Genomic DNA, 12,706 nt, shown 5'->3' with positions numbered 1-12,706 from the left:
CTGCTATACTTACCATCAATGATTATGCAAAACTATAACTGGAAAAAACTCCAAAATGGCTCAGATATTCGCGGTATCGCCCTCGAAGGGGTTCCCGATGAAAAAGTTAACCTCACTCCCGAAATTGCGACAATTTTAGGTCAATCCTTTGTCAGTTGGTTGGTGCGAAAAGTCCATAAACCTGCGGAAAAGTTGATAATTGCGATCGGGCGTGACAGTCGCCTATCCGGGCCAACTTTAATGCAAGCAGTCATGGATGGTATCGCCTCAGTTGGTTGTACAGTATATGATTTTGAAATGGCATCAACTCCCGCCATGTTTATGAGTACAATCACTCCAGGTTTTGAGTGCGACGGCGCGATTATGCTGACTGCTAGCCATTTACCTTTTAATCGCAACGGCTTAAAGTTTTTCACCGCTAAGGGTGGATTACAAAAAAAAGATATTACCGATATCTTAACATTTGCCGAAACCAATGAGTTTAAAAAAGCTGCCGTTTTCGGTACTATTACCAAGCATGATTTTATCTCAGTTTATGGCAACCAATTTGTCGAAAAGATTAGGGAATCAGTCAATCATCCCGATAATTTTGAGCAGCCGCTGACAGGCTTGAAAATTGTTGTGGATGCGGGGAATGGTGCGGGCGGATTTTATGTGGATAAAGTCTTAAAGCCTTTAGGTGCTGACACTACCGGCAGTCAATTTTTAGAACCGGATGGTACATTCCCGAATCACGTGCCGAATCCCGAAGATAAACAGGCAATGCAGTCAATTTGTCAAGCGGTAATTGCCAATCAAGCTGATTTTGGGATTATTTTTGATACGGATGTCGATCGCAGTGCGGCTGTGGATCAATTTGGCAAGGAACTGAATCGCAATCGGTTAATCGCGTTGATTTCGGCGATCGTCCTACAAGAGCACCCAGGCTCTACCGTCGTTACGGATTCTATCACATCCGATGGTTTAACGCAATTCATCGAACAGGATTTAAAAGGAATTCACCATCGCTTTAAACGCGGTTACAAAAATGTGATTGACGAGTCGATTCGCCTCAATGCAGCGGGACAGGAATCGTGGCTGGCGATTGAAACTTCTGGACATGGCGCTTTGAAGGAAAATTACTTTCTGGATGATGGCGCTTACTTGGTGAGCAAATTATTGATTGAGTTGGCTAAATCCAAATTAGCTAATCAATCTTTGCCGGATTTAATTGCGAATTTACAAGAACCTGAAGAAAGTGCAGAGTTTCGGATTAAAATTGGTGTGGATGATTTCAAAGCTCAGGGAAATTTGGTAATTGAGAAACTGCAAGAATTTGTCTCAACCCAAGCCGACTGGGGAATTGTACCCAATAATTACGAAGGTTTGCGAGTTTCCTGCACGTCAGCTAGCGAATCGGGCTGGTTTCTGCTACGCTTGTCACTGCACGATCCGGTGATGCCTTTGAATGTTGAGTCGAATGTTAAGGGTGGTGTTGCTCAAATAGTCGATCGCCTTTTAGCTTTTTTCCAAACAACAGAATCTCTTGATTTGTCGGCACTATCGAGTAGATAAAGAAGACGGCGGTTGAAACCGCCAGAAAGATAAAGAAGACGGCGGTTGAAACCGCCAGAAAGATAAAGAAGACGGCGGTTGAAACCGCGTCTACACAAGCAAAGTCCGCCTCCGCGGACTGAAGAAAATAACTGAAGAAAATAACGCAATTTTCACCGTCAATTCTTCAACCTGCGGAGGCACGTGCAAGTTTGTATAGACGCGGTTTCAACCGCCGAGTTTTCTATTAATAAACCAAACCCAAGGAGGGATTTTATCATGTGGCTTTTAATCATTAAATGTTCTGCGGAAAGCTGGACTCTCAATTCCAAAGCTTTCAAAGTCATTGCTGACAAATATCCGGCTACGCCTCTTTCTTCCAAAAAGATGAAAGGCGACGGTGAACGCATCATGGAATATAAACTGGAAAATGTCAATGATGTAGAGGATTTTATGGAAGAATGCTTGACTTTAGAGGGTTTTACTGCCACTTTTGAATCTCTGTAAATCTCAAATCAAAAAGGTACGTAGTTGCGCTTCAGCGCTCTTTCATAGATTAGGATGAAAGAGCGCTAAAGCGCAACAACATACCTCAAATCAAAAAGGTACGTAGTTGCGCTTCAGCGCTCTTTCTTATATTAGGATAAAAGAGCGCTAAAGCGCAACAACATACCTCAAATCAAGAGCGCTAAAGCGCAACAACATACCTCAAATCAAAAAGGTACGTTGTTGCGCTTCAGCGCTCTTTCTTATATTAGGATGAAAGAGCGCTAAAGCGCAACTACATACCTAGAAGAGTCCTGGTGTTTCTAAAATCGGCTTGAGCTACGAATGCGTCCGTTGTAATTAACTGTGATTCTGCCATGTTGGGAAACAGTCACAACTGTCTCTACCGTATAGACAGACGAACCGGGTTTGTAACCTTGAAAAGTAAATGTCCAAGTACCATCACCATTGTCAACAAAAGGCGATTCGGCTGATGCGCCGTGCATCGATGCTTCGGCTCGATATTCGCCCAAACCGCCGTTAGCATTCTCTGCTGCTTGACGGGCTAAATTTTTGGCTCGATTCAGTTCAATGTTATTGGAAATAACTGTAATATCCGTGAATTCACTTTGAGAAGAGCGAAGGGGATTGCTGAAGGCGGGGGAGACTCCCACGGCTAAGGTTGAGAGTGCTAGCAAACAAGCAAGTCGGGTGGTTAGTTTCATAATACAAACTCATTTATAGTTTGTAAACTCTACGGGACTTGCGCTAACTGGCCCGGAATAGAGAAGACGGCGAATTCCATTCGCCCGATTTTCTTCAACCCGCGGAGGCGGGTTTTGTTTGTGTAGACGCGAATGACCTTCGCCCGGTTTTCCTTAAACATATTTTAGGGTGAATCAATTAATTTTTAATTTTCACTTTGGACTCGGCGGGTGTTTCCCCGTCGTTTAAATAGCGGTAACTCATCTTAGAAATATCCCGAATCAATGTTTGAGCTGGCTTCTCGGTTTCCGGCGGATGCTTCACCATCACCGCTACTAAATAACGCTTGCCGTTTGGCAAATCTACCATCCCCGCATCGGCTAGCATTGTATTAATGTTGCCGGTTTTGTGAGCAATCACTGCTCCTTCGCCCAAGCCTCTCGGTAGCAAAGAATCGTTTTTAGTTTGCCGCATGATTTGCAAAATACGATCGCGCGATTTGACAGAAACCAAATTTCCGCGATCGACTTGAGCTATAATATTTATCAAATCCTTCGGGCTGCTAGTATTCGTTCCCTCCAAATCTGGCAACTTATTGTGCAGCACCGTCGCCCTCAATCCCCAGTTGGCAAATTGCTGATTTAAAACCTCCGCACCTCCCAGCAACTCAACCATCATATTTGTCGCGGTATTGTCGCTGACAACAATCATCTTTTTCGCAACTTCCAAAGCCGAATATTTTTCACCCGGTGCGTCGTCTTGCATATCCCCAGAACCGCCGACAATGTGTTCCGGTTTCAGCGTCAGCACTTGATCTAACTGGATTTTGCCTTCATCTACTGCTTGGAAAAAAGCTACTAAAATTGGCACTTTTATCGTGCTCGCTGAAGCAAAAGGAGCATCGCCGTTAAAATTTACATAGCTTCCTGTATCTAAATCAACTAGAAATATTCCCGCTGTCAAAGTGGCATTTTCCGTTGCTATCACCTGAACTTCTGTTTTCAAAGCTGCTATTTCTTGATTCAATTGCAATGCTTCTGGGGTGGCTGGTGCAGCAACTGCGCTATCGGCTGGGTTTTTCTGGCCTGCGGGGGTTTCCTGTGTCGCTACGCCCGATCGACTCACAGCATTCACCACTGACAGCAGCGTACCGCAAATCACCGCCATCCCAACTCCCAAAATCAGCAACCGAGTAGCATATACCAACGGCGGCACGTTCCCAGTTGCAGAGCGTTTGCCCGGTCTCTGATTCGCTTGCGGGCGCGGTTTCGGCACGGGGGCTTTTTTGACCTTGGGGGCTGTTACCGGGTCTGGAATGCTCTCTGGTGGTGCGCTGGCTCGACTTTTACGGGCTGGGGGAGGAGTTGTCGTTTCGGGTTCGCTGATGGGATTGCTGGCCCGAGTGCTGACAGGGGAAGTCGGTTCAGGAAAAGCGAACATATCGACAGCAGCGAGGCCTTTTTTGCGAGGTTGGCGACTCTTCGCCTCCCCAATTTTGGTGGTTTTGCTGCTTCTGGGTTTTCTGGGATTAATTGCTGATTGGGGATTGGACAAAAAGTCCTGCGCGCTCAATTCTTCGGAGGTAGGTGCGGGAGAATTGGCTCTACTTCTCTTGCTGCGGCTTGGTTGTGGTGAGAAAGTCGCAGTTTCTGATGTGGGAATTTCGGAATTGCTGTTTGGCTGTTGGGGAGGGCGACGGCGGCCGGATTTGCCAGACTCGCTTGCTGTGCCGGATTGAGGCGGCTGCGGGCCGGAGTTGGCAGAGGCTATCGAGGACATCACTGATAATATCGATCGTTTGGGAAACCGCTCTGCCACGTCTTACTCCTTCTGCACTGTAAATTTCAAGTTTAAGATTTTTTAGCTTAACAGCCAATCGATTTTAGATTTTAGATTTTAGATTTTAGATTTTAGATTTACTCCACACGCACCCCTGCACCCAATTGTCACCCAAGAAACCGGGTTTCTTGACTAAAAACCTACGCTTTAAGTTAATTTCCCGGCAAGAAACCCGGTTTCTAATACCACGACACCTAGCTATCCGTTGGATTTTCCGGCAACGCCCCATCCAGAGTATCAGAAACTGGCGATCGCGGATAACTTTTCAATCCCCATTCTGTTTGACGAATCGCGCCCCGCAGCATGGCGACTTCATCCACTGTCGGATAAGCCCTGTTGTACAAACGCCGAAATTTTTCCATCCGACTTGCTGCTGTGTGCGGCTGCAAATATCCAATTTTCAGCAGCAGCCCTTCTAGTTGCTGGTAGTATCCCTCCAACTGTTCCAAGGGAGCACTGTTGGGGAGAGGGGGAGAGGGGGGGATTGGGAGAGGGGGGGATTGGGAGAGGGGGAGAGGGGGGGATTGGGAAAATATTCCCTCTTCCTGATTCCTTGTATCCGTTACATCCGTTACAGAATCTGTTGCCGAACTTCCCTCTTCCTTCTTCCCTCTTCCTTCTTCCCTCTTCCTTCGGAAATCTTCGTCCCGATACAATTCATAGCAGCAAATAGCTACAGCTTGAGCGAGATTTAAGGAAGTGTAAGCATCGCTGCTGGGAATCCGAATCAAGCGCTGGGCGCGGTTTAATTCGGCGTTAGTCAATCCACAATCTTCTCGACCAAAAATTAGGGCGCTGGGGGCTTCTAATAACCAAGGTAAAGCATCTGCTGGTGATTCTAGCGGCATTGGGTGCGATCGACCATCATCTCCTGTCGTTGCGATCGCCCTGACACATCCTACCAAAGCAGCCGGCAAACTCTCAACTACTTTAGCCGTTTCCAGTATGTCGGCGGCGCGCACAGCCATCAACCGGGCTTCTTCCCCTAAATAATCGCACTGGGGATTCACCAAAATTAATTGGTGCAAACCCATATTTTTCATCACGCGGGCTACAGATCCCACATTTAAGGGCCCTGCGGGTTCGACTAAGACGATTCGGATGTTGGCATGGGGCATTGGTAATTGGTAATTGGTAATTGGTAATTGGTAATTGGTAATTGGTAATTGGTAATTGGTAATTGGTAATTGGGCATTGGCTATTAGAAAAATCACTAACAAGTAACAAGTAACCAGTAACCATTCCCGATTCCCGATTCCCGATTCCCGATTCCCGATTCCCGATTCCCGATTCCCGATTCCCCATTCCCTCAAATAATTAAGAAAGACTATAGTTAATTTACCTACTGTCAAAATTAGCATGGCAAAGCAACGATTGAAGTCCGATTTACCGACTAAGATGTGTCCGGTGTGCGATCGACCTTTTACTTGGCGCAAAAAATGGGCCGACTGCTGGGATGAGGTGAAATACTGCTCGGATCGCTGTCGCCGCCGCCGTAATAGCACAGAAAATTAAGAATGTCTTGCCATTTGCCAAACTGAGGCTAAGATTGCAAAGGAAAAATTTCACGGTTAGAAGTATGGCATCGCAACAGGTGCAACCAAAGCTAGTTATTCACGGCGGTGCCGGTAGTTGTCTGCAAAGCAAGGGCGGAATTGAAGCGGTGCGGAAGTCGCTTTACGATGTTTTGGAGGCAGTGTATCCGCTGCTGAAAAATGGCGCAAGTGCCGTAGATGCAGTAGTGCAGGGCTGTCGGTTGTTGGAAGATGACCCGCGATTTAATGCGGGTACGGGTTCTGTGGTACAGTCGGACGGGCAAATTCGGATGAGTGCTTCGCTGATGGACGGTTTGGCGCAGCGTTTCAGTGGCACAATTAATGTGGCTCGGGTTCAAAATCCGATCGAACTTGCTCAATTTTTGCAGACTTCGGACGATCGCGTATTATCTGATTACGGTGCGGCGGAATTGCTGCGAGAACTTCACTTACCGATTTACGATCCGATGACGGATTTGCGGTTGCACGAGTGGATGCAGGAACGCCAAGGCAATTTTAACAGAGCAATGGCTAATGTGGTCGCGGAACCTGCGGGTGTTGGCACCATCGGCGTTGTAGCTTTGGATACTCAGGGACGCTTGGCTGCTGGAACTTCGACTGGCGGCAAGGGTTTTGAGCGCATCGGGCGGGTTAGCGACTCCGCAATGCCTGCGGGAAATTATGCGACGGGCAATGCGGCGGTTAGCTGTACGGGTATCGGCGAGCACATCATGGATGAGTGTTTGGCGGCGCGAATTGTGATTCGGGTAACGGATGGTTTGAGTTTGAAAGCTGCTTTTGAGCGTTCTTTTGCGGAAGCTGACGATCGCAAACGGGATTTTGGTGCGATCGGGATTGATGCTAATGGTGCGATCGCGATCGGCAAAACTAGCGAGATCATTCTCGGTGCTTTTCACAACGGTACGGAAATGGGCGATACTTTGGAAACAAACAAGGGAACGTTAGTTTTTGTTGCTTAAATTTGCATAGAAGCGGTGGTTTAGATTCCCGACTTCGCAGGAGTTGTCGGGAATCTCGATCGGCGTTAGTTTAATATCATGTCCGGTAGCCTCGTTCCGATTCGGACTTGATATTAAAACGAACGGTAGCTATCCCGTAACGAGCCAAAAACTTCACCCCAAAGTCAGGATTCCCGCCGCCAAATCTACCACTAACCGTTTAGTTTTCAGCCATTCCATCCCGATGATAATTTCTGGTATCTCATCTCCTGCTACCACAGGAATATTAAATTCTTGACCGTCAATTTGCACAGTGCCGATATAAATATTAAAAGTACCTTCTCCTCGTGCAGTCTTCATGGGGTATTCATCATCTACAAGCAGCCAATTAAAATCTAAATCTTGGCTGTTTATCGCCAACCAACCGCTGAATCCCGTATCTAGAAGCGCATCCGCAAATATGACTTCCCCATCAGCCGCTACCAAACTTATTTCAAAAAATAGTTGATTTGTCTCTTCATCAAACTTTCCTTGAATCATAAAATACTGCCACAAACTCCGGTCTCATTCAAGCGCCGAACAACCATTAGTTTTTGGGGAGAATTTGTTAACAGCTTCCCAAAAGCGACGAGTTGATCTTTCTCAACAAAATATTCGCCACTATCAGGATCGATAACAACGTACCAATTGTAGTGAGTCGCCATGAGTTCGTCGCGGACTCGTTCAAAAATCGGGCGACAGCGCTGCCACCGCACTTGGCTTTCAGCTTTTTGTTTTGCTTTCTCTTCGGGAGAAATCGGAGTTTTTTTGTATTTGTCAGAGATGTGGCGGGGTTTCCATCCGGCAGGTGCTGTTATCATAGTTTTTGTATTAGCTCTGAATCTAGTTTAGCAAAGATCGCCGACTCATTCCGGCTCCAGACTCAGAAATTAAGCGAATTTTTTCCTGCAATCTGGCAAAAACTACTGGGAGCATCTCAGTTTTGCAAGAAGCATTTTTTCTTCACAGTGCTGTCCCCGCACAGCAAAGCGTATAAAAGCACGCGAGCGGGGACAGCACTGTAAATGCAAAACTGAGATGCTCCCAAACTACTTCACCGTCACTTTTCCTTGAGCAATTTGCTCAGTACCGCTAGCAATTTTTTGTCTGAGTGCTGCCAGACGCTGCTGTTTCAATGCGCGATTTCTTTCTTCTAGCAGTGGTAATGCTTCGCTAATTAGTTCTTGAACGCTGTCATAGTTGCCAGCTTGTAATTGCGATCGCACGTAATTTTCTTGTTCGGGTTTTAGGGTAACGTTCATTGTCTGGGCCCCTCTAAAAAACCTTAAATCAATTATACTATAATAATTTAATCATCACCATTCACCTCAACGATCTTAAATTCGCAACTGCCAAAGTTTAACTGTACCATTATCGCTACCGCTGACGAGAGTGTCGCCCAACTGCCCGATCGCCACCGCCGACACCGGGCCCGAATGTCCCTCCAAAGCGTGCAGCAATTCGCCACACAAATTCCAAAGCCTAACAGTACCGTCAAAACAGCCCACAGCAAAGTATTTCCCGTCGGGGCTAATGGCAGCGGCGGAAGTGATGCGAATTCCGGTTTGCACCGAATGCAATAATTCGCCTGTTTCCAAATCCCACAGGGCGATCGTTTTGTTGGCATGACAGACTAGAATTTGGCTGTCTGGAGTAATTGCTACATAATTTTCGCTACCAAATGTTCGCCGCACTTCTCCCCCCGGTAATTCCCACAAAGTCACGGTAGCGCGACAGAAACCGCTGGTTGCATTCAGCCCGCTGGCTATTAACATTTTGCCGTTGGGACTCAGGGCGATCGCACTTATGTCATCTCCTTGATAGCCTTTCAAAACTTGCAGCAGTTGGCCGCTGTTGAGGTGTTGCAGCTTGACAGTGCCGCAGGTGGTGCCGATCGCCAAAATTTGCCAGTCGGGACTCACAGCGACAGATTCGTGGCGGTGTACGTCTGCTAAACGCTTCATCTGTTCTCCATTTTGCAGGTTCCACAGTTTGACTGTACCCGCGCGCGATCGCGTCAGCAGCGTTTTGCTAGCGGGGCTGAAAGCAACTAGCAACACGGCGGTTGAATGTCCGCAAATAGTCCGCAGCAGTTCCCCGCTGTGCAAACTCCAAACTTTCACTGTACTGTCGTGGGAACCGGTTGCTAGTAATTGTCCGTCGGGACTGATCGCAGCCGAGAGAATGCTGTCTGAATGGTGGAGAGTGGCTTTTAAGACTGCGCCGGATGAGGTTTTCGGTTGTTTTTTATACCCGGCTATTACCAGCCAGTCGATCGCATCCCTCCAATTTTTGAGCGCATTTCGGGGTCGATTTGTCAATATTTCTATGTATCGGTACAAGGTTTTGGATAAGTCAACCTCTACACCCTTGATTTGTTTGTTAAGAAGTACCGCCATCTCGGCGGGGCTGTAACCGCACAGCAAGCCGCACAAGTGCCTTTTTTCCACGGGTGTCAGCCCTCTTCGGGTGTGGGGGGCGAATTCTAGTTTGGCATTGGCTAAGTCGCTGTAGAGCTTTTCGATGTCCCAGTCGTAGGTAGCCCGTGTAAAAGGTTCTTCGGGTCGATCGAGGTTTGAGGGTGTCATTTGTGGCAGTCGCGATCGAGTTCCTAGTCAAATTCCTAACCAAAATCCTAACATTCGCTGTGCGCGATCGGACTGGATTCACCACTAATCTATTTTTAACACAGCAAACAGCCAAAAGAGTTTCGGGTTGAAAATGCGTTTCAATCCTTACCTTTACAGTTTGCAAAACAACTATACATCAAGCGGAGAAATAGAAAATGTCTGGAATTGCGATCGGCTTATTTTTTGCTCTAGGTTTAGTTTTAAGTTTAGTTGGTTCTATCTGGGGATTGGTTCAAGCTTTCCAAGAGGAGGTTGTTTGGGGTGTGCTTTACCTGGTTGTCCCATTTGCTGGATTCGTTTTTTATGCCAAAAAATGGGGTAATCTCAAAATTAGAAAAACTTTTTTAATTCAATGTGCTGGATGGTTCATGATTGTATTGGGAAGCATTACTACAGCAATTTTTGCACCCGCACCCTCACCTAATGTAGATCGGGGTTCTAACGAGCAATCGCCCTCTGCTTTTCCTTCGGATTCCAATACTTCTCCATCACCTAAGCTATCGCCTGCTCCCAAACCCAAACCATCTCCTTAAGTTTCCGCAGCACCTAGCGCCGAGCCTAATTCTGTGCTTGTTGCTGCTCAACCATCTGACTTACTTGAAGCAATCGATTTGGAAAACAACTATACATCAAAAGGAGAAATAGAAAATGTCTGAAATTGCGATCGCCTTATTTTTTAGTCTGGGTTTTATTTTAGCTACTGTTGGCTATATCTGGGGATTAGTTCAAGCTTTCCAAGAAGAAGTAGTTTGGGGATTACTTTACTGGTTTATTCCATTTGCTTCCTTAATTTTTTATATTAAAAAATGGAGCAATAAAAAAATCAGAAAAACACTTTTGATTCAACTAGCTGCATGGCCAATGTTTTTATTAGGAGGCATTATTACTGTGGTAAGTTATGGCGCAGAGTTTACAAAATTGGCTCAGTCGGGAACCATAACCGTAAACCAAGGATCTAGCGAGCAATCGCCCTCTTCTTTTCCTTCAGATTTCAGCACTTCTTCATCGCCAAGTCAAGAGCAATCTCCTGCTTCCGAGAAATCTCCTAGTTCCGAGTCATCCCCTCAACTTTCGCCAGCACCTATTCCTGAGCCTAGCTTTGGTACCGTTGGCGGTCAACAATATGACTTCAAACAATCGATGAAGCTCGGTTATGCCTACTACGGACAGGGAGACTATCAAACAGCTTTAATCAACTTTAACAGAGCTTTGCAGGTACGCCCGGGCAATACTTATGCTGTCAAGGCTGTTGACAATACCAAAAACGCGATCGCCCAATCAAATAGCAAATAATCCACATCAACATTCACTTAACATTAACTCAACACAAAATCATGAAACAAACATCAGACAAACTAGAATTCGTAGAAATGTTCGCATTTTGGATGCAGCTATTTGTTGGGGGAAGTTTTTTATTAGTAGGCGTATTTGGAGGTTTGTCTTCTGGCAGTTTTTTCCTTTATTTATTTGCTGTCGTTGGTTTGCTATTGGTGATATTTGTCGAGATAGAAACCATTGCCTTTGATAAAAGTCTCGGTCATCTGACTATCAAGCGGCATAAACCACTGATTGCCAAAACGAAACTTATCAAACACCTGCTTCAAGATATTTCAGGCGTGGAAATACAGGAGATGTCGAGCAGTGAGAGCAATACCTATCGTGTATGTCTGGTGTTGAACTCAGGTAAGAGACGTGTTCCTCTAACTTCTAGTTTCAGCACTGGTTTAGGAAGCAAGCACAAAACAGCCGAAGTCATTGCGACATTCTTGAATATTAGAAATTATGGTCTTGACGGCTTTCCCACAGATAACTCTAACGAACTCAAATGGGACACTATAGAAGAGGAAATTACCCACTGGAAAACAGCAATTAAAAGTGATCCTAATGATGCTGATGCTCGCATGAAATTGGGATTAGCTTTGATGGTTCAAGATGCAACCAACAATAAAGAACAAGCAATGGGCTATCTCAAAGAGGCCGAGGCTTTGTTCAAAGCTCAAGGCTATGACGAGGAAGCAATGCAGGCTGCTCAACTTTACGGTGTGGCTTATTGGGGAATGATGGGAAAGCGAGGTTCAGATTATCAAGATTGATGCACTTAGACTCAACAAACTGATGTTTCCCCACCCACCAGCAACTCAAGAATCATCTCCGGGTACTCAGCCATCTCCTCGACTTGATGCAGCATCTGTACCCGGTAACAAAGATGAATTTAAAAAATTAATAAAACTTGGCTATGTCTGCTACGCGCAAAGAGACTATCAAACGGCTTTAATCAATTTTAACAGAGCTTTGCAGGTGCTTCCGGGCGATGCTTATGCTGTCAAGGCTGTTGGCAATACCAAGATGGCGCTCGTCGGCCGCCGGACTAAATAATCCGTGCATAACAAATTGCGTACAGCAGAGAAATCAGTAATTTAGATCGTTCTCAAAAATAACAGGATAAGCTTATGAAAGTTCTCAAGCAAACACCAACTAAACTAATAATTCAAAACTCTAGCATCTGGGACGGTTTAGTCTTAATTTCTCCCTTCATTATAATTGGATTATTGCAGATCATCTTGGCATCCAACTGGATCGGTGGAGGCATATTTCTGTTATTCTCCCTGTGTTTGTTGGATGGCGCGATATCTGAAATTTATATCTTTGATAAAACTTTGGGGAAAATGACCGTTAAACGACGGGGTTTGTCGCTTAATCATGTTGTCGAACGATCGATTCGCGATATTTGTGCAGTCGAATTAGCCGAAATAGAAGATGGCGAGGGAAATTATAGCTACTATGTTGAGTTATTGATGTTGGGGTGCGATCGCATTTGTTTGAGAAGCAATTCAGTAACAGAACAATGCCAAATGGCTGACTTAATCCGCAGCTATGTCTCGACGTGCGATCGCAGTCATAGCACTGAAGCAATATCTTTGCCAAGCAAGTGCACCCGAGGCATTGTCAAATAATTTGTGCATGATAAAATGGACACAAT

The 12,706-nt window shown here is 45.8% G+C and carries 16 protein-coding genes; 9 read left to right on the top strand and 7 right to left on the bottom strand.

The annotated features are described in order from the left end of the window. Nucleotides 1-24 precede the first annotated feature (24 nt). Both JGK14_RS07445 and JGK14_RS07440 read left to right on the top strand, forming a co-directional pair. The gene (locus JGK14_RS07445) at nt 25-1,554 is read left to right on the top strand and encodes a phosphomannomutase/phosphoglucomutase (protein WP_325314911.1); all 1,530 of its coding nucleotides are present in this window, start codon (nt 25-27) and stop codon (nt 1,552-1,554) included. Nucleotides 1,555-1,812: 258 nt separating this feature from the next. Beyond that, nucleotides 1,813-2,040: a hypothetical protein gene (locus JGK14_RS07440; protein WP_293181313.1), complete on the top strand. Its 228-nt coding sequence runs from the start codon at nt 1,813-1,815 to the stop codon at nt 2,038-2,040. 302 nt (nt 2,041-2,342) lie between these two features. Here JGK14_RS07440 and JGK14_RS07435 read toward each other — a convergent pair whose 3' ends face one another. The 3 genes from JGK14_RS07435 to JGK14_RS07425 form a co-directional block, all read right to left on the bottom strand. Further along, complete coding sequence (locus tag JGK14_RS07435; RefSeq protein ID WP_293197135.1) at nt 2,343-2,744, bottom strand: hypothetical protein; 402 nt, start codon at nt 2,742-2,744, stop codon at nt 2,343-2,345. Between the two features lie 178 nt (nt 2,745-2,922). Further along, the gene (locus tag JGK14_RS07430; RefSeq protein WP_325314910.1) at nt 2,923-4,542 is read right to left on the bottom strand and encodes a serine hydrolase; all 1,620 of its coding nucleotides are present in this window, start codon (nt 4,540-4,542) and stop codon (nt 2,923-2,925) included. 215 nt (nt 4,543-4,757) lie between these two features. Then, nucleotides 4,758-5,681, bottom strand: a complete 924-nt coding sequence (locus JGK14_RS07425) for an RNA methyltransferase (protein ID WP_325314925.1) — start codon at nt 5,679-5,681, stop codon at nt 4,758-4,760. Between the two features lie 241 nt (nt 5,682-5,922). On the opposite strand from JGK14_RS07425, the gene JGK14_RS07420 reads away from it, so the two are divergent. Further along, entirely contained in the window at nt 5,923-6,078 is a 156-nt protein-coding gene (locus JGK14_RS07420) for a DUF2256 domain-containing protein (protein ID WP_265237541.1), read from the top strand. A gap of 64 nt (nt 6,079-6,142) precedes the next feature. Beyond that, the gene (locus JGK14_RS07415) at nt 6,143-7,078 is read left to right on the top strand and encodes an isoaspartyl peptidase/L-asparaginase (RefSeq protein ID WP_293191278.1); all 936 of its coding nucleotides are present in this window, start codon (nt 6,143-6,145) and stop codon (nt 7,076-7,078) included. Between the two features lie 153 nt (nt 7,079-7,231). Here the strand turns inward: JGK14_RS07415 and JGK14_RS07410 are convergent, their stop codons facing one another. The 4 genes from JGK14_RS07410 to JGK14_RS07395 all read right to left on the bottom strand — a co-directional run bounded on the left by JGK14_RS07410 (nt 7,232) and on the right by JGK14_RS07395 (nt 9,684). Next, a complete protein-coding gene (locus tag JGK14_RS07410) occupies nt 7,232-7,597 on the bottom strand; it encodes an aspartyl protease (protein WP_293191276.1) in 366 nt (121 codons plus the stop codon). Further along, nucleotides 7,594-7,917 carry a hypothetical protein gene (locus JGK14_RS07405; RefSeq protein WP_293191274.1) on the bottom strand — a complete coding sequence of 108 codons (324 nt, stop codon included), beginning with the start codon at nt 7,915-7,917 and terminating at the stop codon, nt 7,594-7,596. Before JGK14_RS07405 ends, JGK14_RS07410 begins: the two co-directional genes overlap by 4 nt. A 228-nt stretch (nt 7,918-8,145) precedes the next feature. Continuing rightward, complete coding sequence (locus JGK14_RS07400) at nt 8,146-8,358, bottom strand: type II toxin-antitoxin system ParD family antitoxin (RefSeq protein WP_293191272.1); 213 nt, start codon at nt 8,356-8,358, stop codon at nt 8,146-8,148. Nucleotides 8,359-8,433: 75 nt separating this feature from the next. Further along, nucleotides 8,434-9,684: a WD40 repeat domain-containing protein gene (locus JGK14_RS07395; RefSeq protein WP_325314909.1), complete on the bottom strand. Its 1,251-nt coding sequence runs from the start codon at nt 9,682-9,684 to the stop codon at nt 8,434-8,436. 197 nt (nt 9,685-9,881) lie between these two features. Between JGK14_RS07395 and JGK14_RS07390 the strand changes: the two genes are divergently transcribed. The 5 genes from JGK14_RS07390 to JGK14_RS07370 all read left to right on the top strand — a co-directional run bounded on the left by JGK14_RS07390 (nt 9,882) and on the right by JGK14_RS07370 (nt 12,680). Further along, nucleotides 9,882-10,259, top strand: coding sequence for a hypothetical protein (locus tag JGK14_RS07390; RefSeq protein ID WP_293197138.1), 378 nt, complete (start codon nt 9,882-9,884; stop codon nt 10,257-10,259). 115 nt (nt 10,260-10,374) lie between these two features. After that, nucleotides 10,375-11,019, top strand: a complete 645-nt coding sequence (locus JGK14_RS07385; RefSeq protein ID WP_293225846.1) for a tetratricopeptide repeat protein — start codon at nt 10,375-10,377, stop codon at nt 11,017-11,019. 41 nt (nt 11,020-11,060) lie between these two features. After that, complete coding sequence (locus tag JGK14_RS07380; protein ID WP_293181336.1) at nt 11,061-11,819, top strand: tetratricopeptide repeat protein; 759 nt, start codon at nt 11,061-11,063, stop codon at nt 11,817-11,819. Nucleotides 11,820-11,841: 22 nt separating this feature from the next. Next, a complete protein-coding gene (locus tag JGK14_RS07375) occupies nt 11,842-12,102 on the top strand; it encodes a tetratricopeptide repeat protein (protein ID WP_293181339.1) in 261 nt (86 codons plus the stop codon). 74 nt (nt 12,103-12,176) lie between these two features. After that, on the top strand, nt 12,177-12,680 hold the full coding sequence (locus JGK14_RS07370) for a hypothetical protein (RefSeq protein WP_293181342.1): 504 nt from the start codon (nt 12,177-12,179) through the stop codon (nt 12,678-12,680). Nucleotides 12,681-12,706 lie beyond the last annotated feature (26 nt).

The organism is Microcoleus sp. PH2017_28_MFU_U_A, assembly GCF_020738035.1.
In the GTDB taxonomy this organism is placed as follows: domain Bacteria; phylum Cyanobacteriota; class Cyanobacteriia; order Cyanobacteriales; family Microcoleaceae; genus Microcoleus.
The sequence above is the reverse complement of the archived record's forward strand: the minus strand, read 5'-3'. Positions and strand labels throughout refer to the sequence as shown.

Coding starts and splice junctions, on each gene's coding strand:
- JGK14_RS07445 (WP_325314911.1), top strand. CDS start 25: ATGCAAAACTATAACTGGAAAAAACTCCAAAATGGCTCAGATATTCGC.
- JGK14_RS07440 (WP_293181313.1), top strand. CDS start 1,813: ATGTGGCTTTTAATCATTAAATGTTCTGCGGAAAGCTGGACTCTCAAT.
- JGK14_RS07435 (WP_293197135.1), bottom strand. CDS start 2,744: ATGAAACTAACCACCCGACTTGCTTGTTTGCTAGCACTCTCAACCTTA.
- JGK14_RS07425 (WP_325314925.1), bottom strand. CDS start 5,681: ATGCCCCATGCCAACATCCGAATCGTCTTAGTCGAACCCGCAGGGCCC.
- JGK14_RS07420 (WP_265237541.1), top strand. CDS start 5,923: ATGGCAAAGCAACGATTGAAGTCCGATTTACCGACTAAGATGTGTCCG.
- JGK14_RS07415 (WP_293191278.1), top strand. CDS start 6,143: ATGGCATCGCAACAGGTGCAACCAAAGCTAGTTATTCACGGCGGTGCC.
- JGK14_RS07410 (WP_293191276.1), bottom strand. CDS start 7,597: ATGATTCAAGGAAAGTTTGATGAAGAGACAAATCAACTATTTTTTGAA.
- JGK14_RS07405 (WP_293191274.1), bottom strand. CDS start 7,917: ATGATAACAGCACCTGCCGGATGGAAACCCCGCCACATCTCTGACAAA.
- JGK14_RS07400 (WP_293191272.1), bottom strand. CDS start 8,358: ATGAACGTTACCCTAAAACCCGAACAAGAAAATTACGTGCGATCGCAA.
- JGK14_RS07395 (WP_325314909.1), bottom strand. CDS start 9,684: ATGACACCCTCAAACCTCGATCGACCCGAAGAACCTTTTACACGGGCT.
- JGK14_RS07390 (WP_293197138.1), top strand. CDS start 9,882: ATGTCTGGAATTGCGATCGGCTTATTTTTTGCTCTAGGTTTAGTTTTA.
- JGK14_RS07385 (WP_293225846.1), top strand. CDS start 10,375: ATGTCTGAAATTGCGATCGCCTTATTTTTTAGTCTGGGTTTTATTTTA.
- JGK14_RS07380 (WP_293181336.1), top strand. CDS start 11,061: ATGAAACAAACATCAGACAAACTAGAATTCGTAGAAATGTTCGCATTT.
- JGK14_RS07375 (WP_293181339.1), top strand. CDS start 11,842: ATGTTTCCCCACCCACCAGCAACTCAAGAATCATCTCCGGGTACTCAG.
- JGK14_RS07370 (WP_293181342.1), top strand. CDS start 12,177: ATGAAAGTTCTCAAGCAAACACCAACTAAACTAATAATTCAAAACTCT.